Annotated in this window: 15 protein-coding genes; 11 read left to right on the plus strand and 4 right to left on the minus strand. The window is 56.0% G+C overall.

Annotated features, from left to right (window positions below; genetic code table 11):
• Positions 1 to 2: 2 nt before the first annotated feature.
• The 6 genes from F5984_RS11345 to F5984_RS11370 all read left to right on the plus strand — a co-directional run bounded on the left by F5984_RS11345 (position 3) and on the right by F5984_RS11370 (position 7,281).
• Complete coding sequence (locus tag F5984_RS11345) at positions 3 to 527, plus strand: Dps family protein (protein ID WP_152124351.1); 525 nt, start codon at positions 3 to 5, stop codon at positions 525 to 527.
• A gap of 89 nt (positions 528 to 616) precedes the next feature.
• A complete protein-coding gene (locus F5984_RS11350) occupies positions 617 to 1,546 on the plus strand; it encodes a sugar phosphate isomerase/epimerase family protein (RefSeq protein ID WP_152124352.1) in 930 nt (309 codons plus the stop codon).
• Between the two features lie 287 nt (positions 1,547 to 1,833).
• On the plus strand, positions 1,834 to 3,015 hold the full coding sequence (locus F5984_RS11355; protein WP_152124353.1) for an Nramp family divalent metal transporter: 1,182 nt from the start codon (positions 1,834 to 1,836) through the stop codon (positions 3,013 to 3,015).
• A gap of 317 nt (positions 3,016 to 3,332) precedes the next feature.
• Positions 3,333 to 5,414: a TonB-dependent receptor gene (locus F5984_RS11360; protein WP_152124354.1), complete on the plus strand. Its 2,082-nt coding sequence runs from the start codon at positions 3,333 to 3,335 to the stop codon at positions 5,412 to 5,414.
• Positions 5,415 to 5,527: 113 nt separating this feature from the next.
• Positions 5,528 to 6,637, plus strand: coding sequence for an MBL fold metallo-hydrolase (locus F5984_RS11365; RefSeq protein ID WP_246168919.1), 1,110 nt, complete (start codon positions 5,528 to 5,530; stop codon positions 6,635 to 6,637).
• Between the two features lie 11 nt (positions 6,638 to 6,648).
• Complete coding sequence (locus tag F5984_RS11370; RefSeq protein WP_152124356.1) at positions 6,649 to 7,281, plus strand: ABC transporter ATP-binding protein; 633 nt, start codon at positions 6,649 to 6,651, stop codon at positions 7,279 to 7,281.
• On the opposite strand, the gene F5984_RS11375 is transcribed toward F5984_RS11370, so the two are convergent.
• Together F5984_RS11375 and F5984_RS11380 are read right to left on the minus strand one after the other, a co-directional pair.
• The gene (locus F5984_RS11375; protein ID WP_152124357.1) at positions 7,278 to 8,315 is read right to left on the minus strand and encodes a sugar phosphate isomerase/epimerase family protein; all 1,038 of its coding nucleotides are present in this window, start codon (positions 8,313 to 8,315) and stop codon (positions 7,278 to 7,280) included. The genes F5984_RS11370 and F5984_RS11375 overlap by 4 nt on opposite strands.
• 111 nt (positions 8,316 to 8,426) lie before the next feature.
• On the minus strand, positions 8,427 to 9,572 hold the full coding sequence (locus F5984_RS11380) for a rhomboid family intramembrane serine protease (RefSeq protein ID WP_152124358.1): 1,146 nt from the start codon (positions 9,570 to 9,572) through the stop codon (positions 8,427 to 8,429).
• 58 nt (positions 9,573 to 9,630) lie between these two features.
• On the opposite strand from F5984_RS11380, the gene F5984_RS11385 reads away from it, so the two are divergent.
• On the plus strand, positions 9,631 to 10,713 hold the full coding sequence (locus F5984_RS11385; RefSeq protein WP_185155485.1) for a hypothetical protein: 1,083 nt from the start codon (positions 9,631 to 9,633) through the stop codon (positions 10,711 to 10,713).
• Between the two features lie 211 nt (positions 10,714 to 10,924).
• Positions 10,925 to 11,665 carry a DUF2490 domain-containing protein gene (locus F5984_RS11390; protein ID WP_246168921.1) on the plus strand — a complete coding sequence of 247 codons (741 nt, stop codon included), beginning with the start codon at positions 10,925 to 10,927 and terminating at the stop codon, positions 11,663 to 11,665.
• Between the two features lie 94 nt (positions 11,666 to 11,759).
• Here the strand turns inward: F5984_RS11390 and F5984_RS11395 are convergent, their stop codons facing one another.
• Both F5984_RS11395 and F5984_RS11400 read right to left on the minus strand, forming a co-directional pair.
• Positions 11,760 to 12,317 (minus strand): 2'-5' RNA ligase family protein, encoded by a 558-nt coding sequence (locus F5984_RS11395; RefSeq protein WP_246168923.1) that lies wholly within the window; start codon positions 12,315 to 12,317, stop codon positions 11,760 to 11,762.
• 58 nt (positions 12,318 to 12,375) lie between these two features.
• Positions 12,376 to 12,819 (minus strand): OsmC family protein, encoded by a 444-nt coding sequence (locus F5984_RS11400; protein ID WP_152124360.1) that lies wholly within the window; start codon positions 12,817 to 12,819, stop codon positions 12,376 to 12,378.
• 118 nt (positions 12,820 to 12,937) lie between these two features.
• Between F5984_RS11400 and F5984_RS11405 the strand changes: the two genes are divergently transcribed.
• The 3 genes from F5984_RS11405 to lipA all read left to right on the plus strand — a co-directional run bounded on the left by F5984_RS11405 (position 12,938) and on the right by lipA (position 15,681).
• Entirely contained in the window at positions 12,938 to 13,717 is a 780-nt protein-coding gene (locus F5984_RS11405) for a hypothetical protein (RefSeq protein ID WP_152124361.1), read from the plus strand.
• An 81-nt stretch (positions 13,718 to 13,798) separates the two neighbouring features.
• A complete protein-coding gene (locus tag F5984_RS11410) occupies positions 13,799 to 14,734 on the plus strand; it encodes an Rpn family recombination-promoting nuclease/putative transposase (protein WP_152124362.1) in 936 nt (311 codons plus the stop codon).
• Between the two features lie 68 nt (positions 14,735 to 14,802).
• On the plus strand, positions 14,803 to 15,681 hold the full coding sequence (gene lipA / locus F5984_RS11415) for a lipoyl synthase (protein ID WP_152124363.1): 879 nt from the start codon (positions 14,803 to 14,805) through the stop codon (positions 15,679 to 15,681).
• Positions 15,682 to 15,806 lie beyond the last annotated feature (125 nt).

Below are 15,806 nucleotides of genomic sequence, written 5' to 3' on the forward strand. Positions count from 1 at the left end.
TTATGACTACCGATCTGAACAAACCGGAGACCAAAGAACAAGGCGTTAAAAACATTCAGCCCAACATCGGTCTTAGCAAAGACGTTCTGAAAAAAGACAACGAACTGCTCAATGCGTACCTGGCCGACCTGCACGTACTGTACATCAAAACCCGCAAATACCACTGGAATGTAGCGGGTCCAAGCTTCAAGGAATACCACGAGTTTTTTGAGGAGCAGTACAAGCAACTGGAAGAAATGATTGACGAGGTAGCCGAGCGTATCCGAATGCTGGGTGGCAAGCCCCTGTCGACCATGGCCGATTTTGTGAAGGAAACCAGCCTGGAAGAAGATAAGTCGGGCGAGGTGAAAACCCGTGATATGTTTGAGCGCCTGCTGACCGACCACGAGCAAGTGACCCGCGAACTGCGCGACGACGTGAAAACGACCGACGAAGAGCTGGACGATGCCGGAACGGCCGATTTCCTGACGGGTATGATGGAAGAACACGAAAAAATGGCGTGGATGCTGCGGAAATATCTGTCGTAGACGGGCCACTAAGCACATTTACCCAAACACCCGGTTAGACGCCGGGTGTTTTTTGGTTTCTACGGGTAGACCTGCGCATCCATCTGCCTATGCCTACCCCTCGCCGAGCATTTCTGAAAACCGTTTCGGGCCTGGCCGGAGCCGCCCTTTTGCCAGCCCAAACCGCGTTGGCCGCCCCCGCCCAGCCCCATCTGTCGTGCAATTCGTACACATGGAACACGTTTTACAATCGCGACAAAAAGGTCTGGATGGCCGACCCCGACGCGTCGCTGACGGAATACGTGGCCGCGGGCCTGACCGATTACGAACCCAGCCTAAACACGCCCGACGACGTGACCAAACTGGCGCCTTACCTACGTCGGTATCGGCTGGAGATGCGGTCTATTTACGTCAACAGCTCGTTGCACGAAGCCGCCGACGCCCCCGCTTCGATCGACAAAGCAGTGGCCATTGCCGAAGCCGCCAAAGCCCTGGGCACCCGGATTGTTGTCACCAACCCGAACCCACTTAAATGGGGCAGTGCCGACAACAAAACCGACGCGCAACTCACCGAACAGGCACGCAACCTCGACCGGCTCGGAGCCGCCCTCCGCAACCGGGGACTTACCCTCGCCTACCACACCCACGACCCTGAGTTTCGGGCGGGGGCCCGCGAGTTTTACCACATGATGCTCAACACCAATCCGCGCCATGTGGCCTTTTGCCTCGACGCCCACTGGGTGTACCGGGGTACGGGCAACTCGCAGGTGGCCTTGTTTGATATTGTCAAACAGTTCGGGAGCCGCATTGTCGAGCTGCACATCCGGCAATCGAAAGGGGGTATCTGGCAGGAAACTTTCACCGACGGCGATATCGACTACCGGCGGCTCACCCGCGACCTAAAAGCCCTGCGTGTGCGCCCTCACCTGGTTCTCGAACAGTGCCTCGAAGCCCAAACACCCCATACCCTCAACGCTGTTGACGCGCACCGGCAAGACCTGCGTTACGCCCGCGACGTATTTGCCGGATTGGGGGCGTAGGTTTTGCCAGCCGGCGTTCCGGTTTGTAGTTTTTAGTTAGAATCACAACCAACTTACTGTCAACAAATTGACACAAATCACAGTACTCCGTGGCGAACAATCTCCAGTCCAGAAGAGGCTATTGTCTTTTAACTCATTGTCCGTGAAAATCTGGCCAATCCGTGTCATCTGCGTGCCAATCAATTTGGAGTTTAATGGCACGCGGATAACACGGATTTAGCGGATTCTCGCTGATTGTACGTTTTGCTAACCATAAACCAGAAACGATAAACCATAAACCGTCAAGAATGCCCAAATCGTTATCCTTTCGCTCCGGCTTAGGCAGTGTTCTGTTCTGGTCGGTTATCTCGGCGGCTTTCATTGGCCCCGGCACCGTCACAACCTGTTCGATGGCGGGCTCGCAGTACGGCTTTTCACTGCTCTGGGCGCTCACGTTCAGCACCCTTGGCACTATTTTATTGCAGGAAGCAGCCGCCCGCATCACCATTGCCTCGGGCCGCAGCCTGGGCGAAATCATCTCAGAAACCTACGGCTTACGGTCAAAGGCACTCCCCCTGTTTCTGTTCGGGGCCGTGGCCCTTGGTTGCGCGGCTTATCAGGCAGGCAACATTCTGGGAGCCGTAGCCGGACTAACGTTGCTCACACAGCTGCCCGCCTGGGTGCTTACGATAGTCGTAGGTGTAGTAAGTACAGCCCTGCTTTGGGCGGGCTCAACGGGGGGTATTGCCAAGTTTCTGGGTATGGTGGTGGGGCTTATGGGCATTGCCTTTGCGTACGTAGCGGCTCAGGCCGTGACTGATACCTCCGCCCTCATGACCTCGCTGGTAGTACCAACCCTGCCCGACGGTTCGCTGGTACTTGTTATTGGACTGATTGGCACCACAATTGTACCCTACAACCTGTTTCTGGGATCGGGCATTGGTGAAGGGCAGCAACTGTCCGAAATGCGCTGGGGCATCGGCCTGGCCGTAGCTATCGGAGGGCTTATTTCCGGAGCCATTCTGCTGGCAGGCACGCTCGTTACAGGCAGCTTTTCCTTCGAAAACGTGGCTCAGACCCTGAGCAGTCGCATGGGGAGCTGGGCGGGGAGCTTCTTTGCCTTTGGCCTGTTTGCGGCCGGGTTTACCTCAGCGCTCACAGCCCCGCTGGCGGCCGCCGTTACCGCCAAAAGCTTGCTGGGCTGGCCCGACACCTCAACGGCTTACCGGGCCGTTTGGCTTGTTGTGATGGGCGTCGGGATGCTGTTTGGCTTACTGGGCGTAAAGCCTGTGCCGGTTATTGTACTGGCACAGGCGGCCAACGGACTGCTACTTCCTGTTGTCGCGGTCTTTCTGCTCCTGGCCGTCAACAACCGAAAGCTACTACCTGCCCAATACTGCAACAACCTGTGGCAAAATATAGCCATGGGGCTGGTAGTGGCCATCTCGGCTTTTCTTGGCCTGCGCAACCTGTGGCTTGTTTTTGCCTAAACAGACAACGGGTCGCTCTTCAGGCGACCCGTTGCACGCATCTCATGGGATAGGGTCTTGAACGTCTTTACAAATGATTTAGCCCAAATTGCTCAGTTCATTTGTCGCCTTTCTCAGCCCATAGCAAAGTGTACGAGCGTAGCCTGCGTTTAGATGTCAGCTCTACACTTTTTTCGTAAAAAACCTTTTTCTCTTTCAACGGCTGGTAACCAAACCGGGTTTCGGGCCGTTGTGGGATAAGCATCCGTGGCTCCGACCGGCAACTCATTCGCACGCCAGCCATCGGCAGGCCTTCTTTTTCCGAGTAATCTTACATAATGAGAATTTTATACGTCGCTCTCGTCGCTTCCGTCAGTAGCGCTTTCGCGCAGGACGCGCCCCCGCAATCGTACACCCTTACGCAAGACACCATCCGGCTCAACGAGGTAGTGGTGCGCGCTTACGAAAGCAACCGCCCCCTCCTCCAAACAGCGGCCTCGGTAGGGCTGCTGAGCCGCCGGGAGCTTACCGAGCGGTTTGGTGCCCCTACGCTGGTGCCTGCCCTGAACACCCTGCCCGGTGTGCGGGCCGACGAGCGGTCGCCGGGCAGCTACCGGCTGTCCATTCGGGGAAGCCTGATTCGGTCGCCGTTTGGGGTGCGCAACGTGAAAGTGTATTGGAACGACCTGCCCCTGACCGATGCGGGCGGCAACACGCCCCTCAACGCGCTCGATGTGCGCGCTTTGGGCGGGGCCGAAGTACTCAAAGGACCGGCCGGAAGCCTGTACGGAGCCAATACCGGTGGCGCTGTACTCTTTTCGGGACCGGCCACCCCACCCGGTGTCTCGAGCGTGGAGGTGAACGGTCTGGCTGGTTCGTACGGTCTGGGCGGAGGGGGCGTAGCCGTAACCTCAGGCCGCGAAAACGCGTCGCTCAACCTAAGCTATCAGAATCTGGGAGCCACGGGCTACCGAGCCCATTCGGCCCTCCGGCGCGACAATGTGCAGCTGACCGGTCAGTTTCGGGTGAGCGACCGCCGGACCATATCGGTGCTGGGGTTGTTCTCCGACCTTAACTACCAAACACCGGGCGGGCTTACTGAGGCTCAGTACCGGCTCGACCCGCGACAGGCTCGCCCAGCCACCCGCGCTACGCCCGGCAGTGCCGAGCAGCAGGCGGCTATCTACCAGAAATTGGGGTACCTCGGTTTGTCGCAAACCTACCGCTTCAACGAACGCTGGCAAAACACCACCGCCCTGTACGCTACCGTCACAGATTTCAGGAACCCGTTTATCACCAACTACGAACGACGGGCCGATCAGGGTCTGGGGGGCCGCACCGTAACCCGCTGGCAGGCCGTCCGGGAGGGCGTCCCGACGGTGATTACGTTCGGAGCCGAGCTTGGGCATAATTTTACCATCTCCCGAAACTACGGCAACCGACGCGGGCAAATCGACACCCTCCAAACCGACGACGAGCTGAAAGCCCTTCAGTGGCTTGGTTTTGCGCAGGTCGAAAGCACGTTGCCGGCCGGTTTTGTGCTCACAGCGGGCATCAGCCGCAATGAGGTACGCTACCAATTTACACGCTTTTCGAACAGCCCGGCCAATGAACAACGCCGGACGTTCGACCCGGTATGGCTCCCCCGCGTGGCCTTGCTCAAGCAACTAACCGACGCCATTTCGGTATTCGGCAGCATCAGCACGGGGTATTCGGCGCCTACCTTGCAGGAAATCCGGCCGTCGGATTTGGTGTTCAATCCGCGTCTGACGCCGGAGCGCGGCACGAGCTACGAGCTGGGTTTGCGCGGCTCTACCCTGGCCGGGCGGCTTCAGTTCGACCTGGCTGCGTACCAGTTTGCCCTGCGCGAAACCATTGTTAGGCGCACAACCGATGCCGGGGCCGAGACCTTCACCAACGCGGGCCGTACTGAGCAACGCGGCCTCGAAGCCCTGCTGAGTTATCAGATCCTGAAACAGAGTAGTCTGGGTAATCCGGTGTCGTTGCGTATCTGGAACGCCCTCACGCTCACCAACTACCGCTACCGCGACTACCGGCAGGGTACCGCCGATGTGTCGGGCAAGCGGGTGCCGGGTGTGGCACCCACCACCAATGTGTCGGGCCTGGACCTGAACACCCGCTTTGGGCTGTACGCGTTTCTGACGTATCAGTTCCTGAGCCCGTTTGCGCTCAACGACGCCAACACGGCCACCGCCGACCCCACCCGGATTGCCACGGCAACGGTTGGATTCCGGCGCACGCTGGGGCCGGTCATGCTTGATCTGTTCGCGACCGGCGACAACCTGCTCGATCAACAATACAGCTTAGGGTACGATTTGAACGCGTTTGGCAACCGATTCTACAACGCATCGGCCCGGCGTAACTTCGTGGGTGGGGTTCGGGCTTCGGTTCGGTGGTAAGGCCGTGCCCTCCGGTCTACCAGTCAACTAACCGTTCATCATTTCCGCCGACACTGCCGGAACCCTTCGGCGGTGTCGGCCGTTGCCCCCCCATGACCCGCCGATTTACCCGCATGATGGTAATAACCCTCGTTGTGGTGGCCCTGCTGACGGCCACTTTGTTTGCCTTGCTTCGCCTACCCGTTTTTGGTACCGACCCGACAGGTGCCCGTCTGGAGCGCATTCAGAAGTCGGCCCATTACCGGGACAATTCGTTTCAGAACCGGGAAGAAACGTCGGTGGAGGGCAAGGAATCGACCGCTCTGAAACTGCTTAGTGGTTACTGGAACCGTTCGGCTGAGAATGAACCCAAGCAGCCGCTGCCCTCGGTACGAACAGACCTCAACACCCTGCCCGACGCTCAGCCGACCCTGGTTTGGTTTGGGCATTCGTCGTACCTGCTGCGGCACAACGGCTTTACGCTGTTGATGGACCCCGTTTTTGGCGGGAATGCCGCACCGGTTTCGTTTTTTGGGAAGTCGTTTGCAGGAAGCGACGCCTACAGCCCGGCCGATATGCCCGACATCGACGTGCTGGTGTTATCGCACGACCATTACGATCACTTCGACTACACAACCATTAAAGCCCTGATACCGAAGGTGAAGCAGTTTGTGGTTGCGCTGGGCGTAGGGGCGCACCTCGAACACTGGGGTGTACCTGCCAACCGGATTACCGAGCTCGACTGGTTCGAAACCACAACGGTACAGGACGGCATTCGGCTAACAGCTACCCCGGCACGGCATTTTTCGGGTCGGGCACTGGCGCGGGGCCGCACGCTCTGGGCATCGTATGTGCTGCAACTGCCCGGCTACCGCCTTTTTCTGGGTGGCGACTCAGGCTACGATAAAACCTTTGCTCAGTTGGGCGCACAATACGGCCCTTTTGACCTGGCTATTCTCGAATGCGGGCAGTACAACGAGTTGTGGCCGGACATCCACATGTTTCCTGAAGAGGTGGTACAGGCCGGCCAAGACCTGAACGCCAAGGCGATAGTACCCGTACACTGGGGTAAATTTGCCCTGGCCTACCACGCCTGGACCGAACCCGTTGAGCGCTTCACCAAACGCGCTCAGGCCGCCGGAATGCCTTTTGCAACCCCTCAAATTGGGCAACCCATAGTGCTGGGGCAACCGCTCCCCCAATCGGCCTGGTGGCGCACCGTGGGCACCGGTCCAGCTCAGTAACGTTGACTCTTATGCTGCTGACAATTAAAAATTTTCGGAAAGCTTACCACGAAACGCCTATTCTGACGGTGCCATCGCTCCAGTTACCGGCGGGTACGTACTGGTTTCGGGGGATTAACGGGTCGGGGAAAAGCACGTTTTTGCGGACAATAGCCGGTATGCTCCCGTTTGCCGGTGAAATTTGGCTGAACGAACAGTACGAGATCAACCGGCACCCGGTTCCTTACCGTTTACGGGTTAATTATGCCGAAGCAGAGCCCCTGTTTCCCGATTTCCTGTCGGCCTACGACATTATTCAGTTTGTGGCAAAAGCCAAACAGGCAACCCGTACGCAGGTCGCCTGTTTGGCCGAACAACTCGGCGTTGATGCATACTGGAAAACACCCACCGGTACGTATTCGAGCGGTATGCAGAAAAAAGTGGCCCTGCTGATGGCGTTTCTGGGTCAACCCGCGCTTATTCTGCTCGACGAGCCCTTGACAACCATCGACGACCGGGCCGCGCAAATCCTGTACGACCTCATCCACGAGCGGCAGGCAGCGGGCGTTTCGTTTGGGTTGGCGTCCCATCAGGACGTCGGGCAGTCAACCCTGCCCATCGACCGGGTTTTTCTGGTCGAAAACGGTTTGTTGCAATCGGTTTAGCTCAGAATTTTCCGGCAAAACTCCATGCACTTCTTTACCTCGGCCACCGCATTGGAACCCGCCGGAATCTGATATTCCAGCTCAACCGTAGCCGGGAACGTGTATTTCTGCTCCCGCATGAGGCCCAGCACCTGCGTCAAGGGCGTATCGCCCTGCCCCCAGGGGAGGTTTTTCTTACCGTTGGCTGGTCCCTGCCGGTCTTTGATGTGCATGCTCGAAATGCGGTCGTGCCGACGCTGAATCAGGCCCAGCGGGTCGGGTTGCCCAGCCGCGATGTAGTGGCCCAAATCGAAGTTCATGGCATTACCCGGCGATTGCGCGAGGGCCGTATCCCAGAACGTCGGCGTTTGTTGCTCGTGACCGTGGTACCCCACCCGAATCCCGTGTTTAGCTGCCATTTGGCCCAGTTTGAGCGTGTGAGCGTCGTTGGCCGGGTGTTCGAGCGTGACCTGATTGGCCCCCAGCGCCTTGGCCGCACGCATACCGTAGTCAATTTCGGCATCGGAGTTTTGCATGCCAAACGCATCGGGTTTGAAGCCGTAGATGCTTACCCCGGCCGCGTTGTACATCTTCCGAACCTGCTCAAACTTGCTCATCGGTACTGACAGCCGCCATTTGGCCACTTCGGCCCGGTAGGCTTTCATCTGCGCGTCGGCCTCGGCCAGCGTTTTTTGCTCGTCGTCGGTGAGTGTCTGATTTTCGCGACGCTTGCGCATCAACGGAAACACCGACCGCATATCGACCGTATTCTTGGGTGCCCCCGCAAACGACTCGGCCGGGCCGCCCATCAGCTCAATCGCACTGATTCCACTGTCGAGCACATATTTAAGGGTAGCCTCGGCACTCTGATCGGGCATATCGCGGTACGAGTACGTAATTACACCAATCTGCACACCATTGATGAGCGAACTCGACTCCTTGAGGCTCCGAATCAGGGCGGGTGCCCCAAACAGTTTTTGGCTTCCTACGATAGCTCCCGACACGAGAGCGGCCGTCGTTCCCAGAAAGCGACGGCGAGATTGTGCATGTTCCATTGGACCAGTGATTAAGGTTTGAGTCAGTTTTTACGGGACCGCTATGGCTATTGACCCGGCCTGTTAGCAGAAAAACAAAGCAGCCCGGTTTTATACTGCCTTATGGCCCGGTCAACGGCTGGCCTTGAGTTGCTTCATCACGTCGCTGATCTGCCGGTCAGTGGCTTCAATCTGGGCATCGTAGCGGTGGGTAGTATCGCGCAGTGATTTTTGCAGAAGCTGGAAGTTGTTCAGGCGCAGCTGGCTATACTTTTTTAGCAACGTCGTTCGCCGGTCGAGAGACTCAGAGAGGTCCAGCGAATCGGCCTGCTGCAACGTCCGAATGGCCTCTTCCCAGGCCGGGATACCCCGCTCGCTCAGGGCATCGGCCACCCCTTTGGCAGGCGTGTTAGGCGGCAGTTTGAACGAGTCCATCGCTTGCCGTTCCAACTCCCCGAACCGCTCCATAATTTTCTCGTATTTGGCCATCGGGTTGTCGGTGTAGGCGTACACCAGCACGGCCGTGGCCAGTACCAAAGCGGCAGGAAACAGCAATGGCACCAACGGCCGGTTGGCCGATCGGCCCGCCCGCAACATGAACAGGTAGTAGGTGTAGCCCGTGAGCAAACCCGCGAGTAAACCGCCAATGTGAGCCGCATTGTCGATACCGGCGCTCATACCCAGCATCAGGTTAAAACCCACAAACAGGGCAATACTTTTGAGCATTCCGTTGCGCACTTCGGCCGGTAGCCAGTTAGTGGTGAGTAAGGCCAGAAATACGCCGTACAACCCAAAAATCGCCCCCGATGCCCCCGCGCTGACAATAATATCGTGCCACCACAGGCTGGCTACGCTACCCATCAGGCCCGTAACCAGATACGTCACCCCAAACTGCACGCTTCCCAGTAAAGGCTCCAGAATCGGGCCAATCTGCATCAACGCGTACATATTGAACACCAGGTGCAGAATACCGATGTGGATAAAACAGCAGGTGAGTAGCCGCCACGGCTGGCCGTCGAGGGTGAGGGGCGTAAAATTGGCTCCCCAGCGAATCAGACCCTCGCTGGAGGGCTGCAACACGTCGACTCCAGTCAGCGCCATCAACGCAAACAGGCCAATGTTGAGCCACAGCAAAACGGGGGTCACCCGGTAGTCGGGCGCGGGTTTGAACAGATCTAATGGGCTACTGCCCGGTGCCGCCTGCGTCTGGTCCTGATTGTCGGTCGGTCGGCTATCGTATCGGTTGTCGTAAGGGTCGGTTGGGTTGTCGTTTGTCATTTTTCTGTGGCTTTCAGCCGACAATGATACTATTTTTAGGCGCGCCATCCCCGCTCCCATGACTCTTTTACTCCGCACGCTGGTTGCACCTTACTACACCCGCAATGCCGGTTTTCTTGGTGTGGTTGTTTATCTGGCCTTCGGATTCATGCGTCCGCAAGACCACCACGCACTTATGGCGGCCATTTTGACGTCGCCGTTTTTGCTCGCTTTGACCGCCAGTCTCTGGGGCCTGTACACGCTCCGGGCTACGGTCTTTACCCGGCAGCTCCTGAGCGAGCCCCCCCAACGGTTTTTGCTGTCGGCACGGTTGCTCCCCCGCTCTACACGCTGGGCTGGCTGGGTACTGGTATCGGCAGCCCTGCTACTACCCGTCGAAGCCTACGCGGGCTGGATGCTTCAGCGGGGGTTTGTGCATCAGACCTGGGCCGCCAATGCCGCGCTGACCGGTGTGGTCCTGTTGCTGGTGAGCGCGAGTGCCTATGGGCTCGACGAACGCGTCAGAAACCCCTACCCTGAGCGTGCTCTCCGGTTGCCGCGTTGGCGTTGGTCAATCCCGTACGTCCTGTTTTATCCTTCTTTTTTATTGCGTCACCGGCCGGTAGCCACGTTACTCTCCAAAGCGGCCTCGGTGGGTCTCCTGATTGGGGTATGCCGCCTATACCCCACCGACGACTATGACCAACGACTGCTGTTGATTGGCCTGATGATGAGCCTGGTGGCTCATGCGCCCCTCTGCCGCCTGTTTTTCGAGTTTGAGCAAACATGGCTCCGGCTGTTACCCAACCTGCCTATTTCGCCCTGGGGCCGACTGGGTCGGTATGTTCTGGCGTACACCGTTCTTTGGCTCCCCGAACTTCCGGTACTGCTGTACAATGCGCCCGTGCGTGTGAGCCCGGTTTACATGGGAACGCTGTGGTTTACGGGCCTTGGCTGGCTCCTGTTTTTCCATACGTTTGCCTACCGCCCCCGTTGGAACCCCGACCGCTGGCAGCAACAAGTATTAGGCGGGTTTCTGGCCGGGTTACTGCTCATTATGTTTGGCATACCGGCTCTTGGCTGGTTGGCCATTGCCCTCTGCCTCACTGGCTGGCAGTTTGTAAAAACCACTCCCTGGTTACGCAACACCCACCCAGCGTAAATACCCCAATTTTCAGACCTTTTTGGAGCAGACAGAGAGCAATTCTCCCAATAATCCCGGTTTTAGATAGACTTTAATAGCTATAATCTATTGGTTTTATAGTTTTAATTAACCATTTATATTGCGCCATTATTCACCAGAAATGGGTAGCTACCGATACGGCAATGACCGTCGGAAAGTCCCCATTCGTTCACCATACTTCACCTTCTTTATGCAACAGTTTTGCGTGATTGCATCGTTCTTACTCACCTCGTTTTGGGCGCAGGCGCAAGTTCAGAAACGAGTTACTGACGAAGAACAAGCCTGGGTCGGTTACCTGAATCAGACCCGCTTTACCAACCGAACGGGCCTCTGGGCCGAAGTACACCTCCGCCGGACCGACTTTCTGCAACGCTGGAATCAGCAACTGCTCCGGGCGGGGCTCACCTACTACGCAGCCGATAATATCCGGCTCACGGCGGGGTATGCCTTCATCAGCTCGTATCTATCGCCGAGCGGAGTTATTCGCCCCGAACACCGCCCCTGGCAGCAAATCTGGTGGTCGGGCCATGCCGGTAAGTTCTTTCTGACCCAGTGGGTACGGGCCGAGCAGCGATTCAACCGACGGGTGCAGGGCGATCAGCTGGCCGACGGTTACGGGTTCAACTGGCGAATGCGCTACAACCTGCTACTACAAATGCCCCTGGCTGGTAAAACCATTCGGCCGGGCGTGGTAAACGCGGTGGTTCAGAACGAGCTTTTTGTTAACGCCGGCAAGCAGATCACCTACAACTATTTCGACCAGAACCGCTTTTTTGTGGGTTTATCATACCCCATTCGCAAGAACCTGATTTTGCAGGGAGGCTACATGAATCTGTATCAGCAAACGGCCGCTGGCAACAGCTTTGTGAATAACCACGTAGCGCGACTGTTTCTGTTTCATACACTTGATTTGCGCGCCCCAGCCGAATAGATTACCCAACGAAAAAGCCGTCGGGCAGGCAACTTCCCTGCTCGACGGCTCTTTGGCGCGGTGGCCTACTGTTGCCCGAAGCAACGCAACCCCGCTAATTATTACTAAGGGCCCACTGTTCCAACACTTCCCAGGTTGAGCCATTGTGTTTGAGCATGTACAGGGTATCAGCCGTAAACGACCGCTCATAGGCCTGCTCGGCAAAGTAAGCCCAGGCTTCCGGGAAAGCGGGGCGTTTCAGGTCTTTAAAAGCCACTGTCATGTGCGGGCGGAAAGGCCGGTACTCGGGCTCAATACCCAGATGGTAGTGTGCGTACAGCTCCAGGCTTTTTTGTAAACTCGTCAGAGGTTCGTTGGGAACCACATCCACAAAAATCACCCGTTGATCAAACCGGTCGAAGTCTTTGAGCTGAATATCAATTGGCGACTGCTCGGCGGCAAATTCACGCAGAATCGAGAAATCAGTTCGGCTGCTTCGGAAGGGGGGTAACAGCGTAATGTGGGGCGGAGCCGTGAGGGCATGACCCGTTTTGAAGCGCTCCAGCGCCTGTTGCTTAAACGCCGTCACTTCGTCCTGAATCGTCGACGGCGGCAGTACCGCCAATAGGTACATGCTACTGGGAGGCTCCAGCTTACGAGTTTGCTTTTTCATACGTCAAGAATTAACTAATCAAATCCTAATCCACTAAGTAATTAATTCGCAAAAGTGTTCAAACGGGTTGGGTTGTAGCCCACTCAATGGTCACTTCCTGCCGCAGGTCGGGGTGCAGACTAATAGCTACCGGGCAGGTATGGGCAATACGTTCGAGCCGGGCGCGGGTTTCGTCGTCGGGCATAAAAGGGCCGTCGGCGTTTTCGGCCCGCAGGGTCAGCTCCACATGAATTGCCGCAATCCGACGCGGGGGCTCTGCGCTCATCACCTTGGTTACACGCATAGAACTCCCTTTCAGCTCTATGCCATCCCGGCGGGCAAAAATGGCCATCGTGGTCAGAATACAAGCCCCTAAAGCGTTGGCCACCAAATCGGTGGGCGAGAAGGCCTCACCCCGCCCCTGATTGTCGGTGGGGGCATCGGTATGAATACGTGTACCAGACTGTAAGTGTGTACATTCGGTGCGTAGGTCGCCCGTATAATCAATGTGAATCGTTGGCATAATTCATCGCGTTTCCCCTCAAACATAAAACGGTTAACATCGTTAACCTAAAAGCAAATGGACATTTTATTGTAAACTGCTCTTTTCTTTTTATTTTTAGTTCCTGAAACTCACGGTCATGCAACGCTTATACAAATTTTTAGGTGTAGGATTAGTCTCTTCTCTGCTATTGGCAGGGCCGAGCTATGCACAGATGCAGCAGTCCGCCGACGCCGAAGATGAACCATACCAGTCCGTGACCACCTTCGGCGTAACTACTAACACTAATTCGGGGCTTCTGGGCGGCTTTGCTTTCCGGCAAAGCAAACGCCTTGCTGAGACCTTTTTGGGACGGCCACAATACCGCTACTTTGCGGTAGAGGTTGTAAACGTGAAGCACCCGAAAGAGGTGCAACAGGCCGTAAATTTTACGGGCTCGCGGTTTACATACGGAAAAGAAAATTACCTGTTTGTGGTACGCCCGCAATACGGACGCGAAATCTCCCTGTTTGAACGCAGTGCCGACGAAGGCATCTCGATCAATGCCATCTTTGCCGTTGGGCCTTCATTGGGCATTGTGAAACCCTACTACGTTACCATCAGCGAAAGCGGTAACCGCACCCGCACGGTGCCAGCCTCATCGCTCTACGGCACGGGCGGGCAGCCCGGTACGGGGGCACTACCCACTGGCTCGGGCGGTCTGTTTCGGGGCTTCGGTGAGTCGAAGTTTACGGCAGGAGCCAACGTGAAAGCGGCTGTCAATTTTGAATTAAGCGCTTTCCGCAACAACACCACGGGTATTGAAATCGGTTTTCTGGCCGAGCTGTTCCCCAAACCTATCTCCATCATGGCCGGGGCCGACAAGCGAGCGTTCTTCTCATCAGGCTACGCTACCCTGTTTTTTGGATCGAAGAAATAGACAAGCACATACAGATAGAAAAGCGGAGCCTCAGCCGGGGCTCCGCTTTTTGTTGTACGTTTAGGCGTAATCTCCATAGCGATGCCTGAAAATATTCATGACAAATTTTTCAAGGAAAACTTTTCACGGCAGGATATAGCGGCTGACTTTGTGCGGGAAGTATTTCCAGAACCACTACGGGAGAAACTTAATCTGCCCACCCTCACACTACGTAACACATCGTACACGGACCCTACGCTGGAAGAATACTTTGCCGACACTGTCTACGACTGCGTCTACGAAAGTAGTACTCCGGTTCAGATTGCGATTCTGTTTGAGCACAAAAGCCAAAAAGAGAAATATCCGCATTTCCAATTGCTGAGATATCTACTGAATAGTTGGGAGGAAGCCAAAAAGCAAAACAAACCGCCCGGCCTCTTAATCCCGGTTATAATCTATCATGGAAAGGCACGGTGGGAGTACGAGCCTCTTTCACACTACTTTGGAGCGGTCGACGCGGCATTACAAGAGTTTCTGCCGATGTTCCGGTATCTGATTTTCGATATTTCACATTATGATGATGAACAGCTTCTTGGCTTTCGGAATAGATTTCTGGCAACATCGTTATTTTTGATGAAGCATCGGGAAAATGAAGCCCGATTACTTGAATATCGCCACCGATTGTTTGTATGGTTGGATGAACTGGTTCAGACCGAATCCGGAAAGAACTATTTAATTACCACAGTCATTTATTTATCAAAGAACCTGGACATCCGGCCTAAAGCATTTTTTCAGTCTTTATTCGCAACCGACCAAGTAAACAGAACAGCTATGTCAACGTATGACCAAATCATTGAGGAGGGTATCGAGAAAGGCATTGAGAAAGGCATCGAAAAAGGGAAAGAAGATGCTTTTGTTTCTCTGCTGACGGTTGCGTACAAACAGGGGCTGGATATTGATAAACTGGCGGCTCAATATAATGACCTACCCCGGCAACGAATCAACGAATTGGTAGAGGAGGTGAAAACGCAAAGCTGAAACGAGGCAACCAGAACTTTAGCCCGTAGATTTGCATTCTGTACAAAAACACCGAACGAGGTTGTACCATGATTGAACTACCCGTTATCCCATCCACCGAGCAACGTAAAAAGCGGCCCGACTGGCTGCGCGTGAAGTTGCCGGTTGGCCCCGAATATGCCAAAGTCCGCAAACTTGTTGATACCTATAAGCTCCATACTATCTGTGAATCAGGCAACTGCCCCAACATGGGCGAGTGCTGGGGTGCCGGTACGGCAACCTTCATGATTCTGGGAAATGTGTGTACCCGGAGCTGTACCTTTTGCGCCGTAGCCACCGGTCGGCCCAACGAATACGATACCGACGAACCCCGGCGCGTAGCTGAGGCCATTGTGCTGATGAAAGTCAAACACGCCGTGATTACCTCGGTGAACCGCGACGAGTTGAAAGACCGCGGGGCTGAAATCTGGTATCAGACCGTGCGGGCCGTGAAAGAAGCCTCCCCGACAACAACCATCGAAACGCTCATCCCCGACGTGAAAAGCAATTGGGATGCCCTCATTCGGATGATTGAGGCCGGTCAGGAAGTCGTGTCGCATAACATGGAAACCGTGGAGCGGCTCTACCGGCGCGTGCGGCCGCAAGCCCGCTATGAGCGTAGCCTGGAGCAAATTCGGCGGACTAAAGAGTACGGCCAACGCACCAAGACCGGCATTATGCTGGGTCTGGGCGAAACCACCGACGAGGTGCACAAAGCAATGGATGATCTGGCCGAAAACGGGCTGGATATTCTGACGCTGGGTCAGTACCTGCAACCCACCAAGATGCACCACGAGGTAATTGAATGGATTACGCCCGAGCAGTTTGACCGCTACCGCGAAGAAGGCCTCCGCCGGGGTCTCAAGTACGTAGAGGCAGGGCCGTTGGTACGGTCGAGCTACCACGCCGAACGGCACGTGCTGGTGTAGGGCGGGCCTAACCGCCGGGTACCCCGCCCCGGTTCACCCGCGATGTCATCGTTCAAAACAAGATGACATCGCGGGTGAATGCAAACAAGTTACAGAACGTATAGTTATTTGGTAAAGCCCTGTCG

Origin of the sequence: Rudanella paleaurantiibacter (assembly GCF_009184635.1) — a bacterium.
GTDB classification, from domain to species: Bacteria; Bacteroidota; Bacteroidia; order Cytophagales; family Spirosomataceae; genus Rudanella; species Rudanella paleaurantiibacter.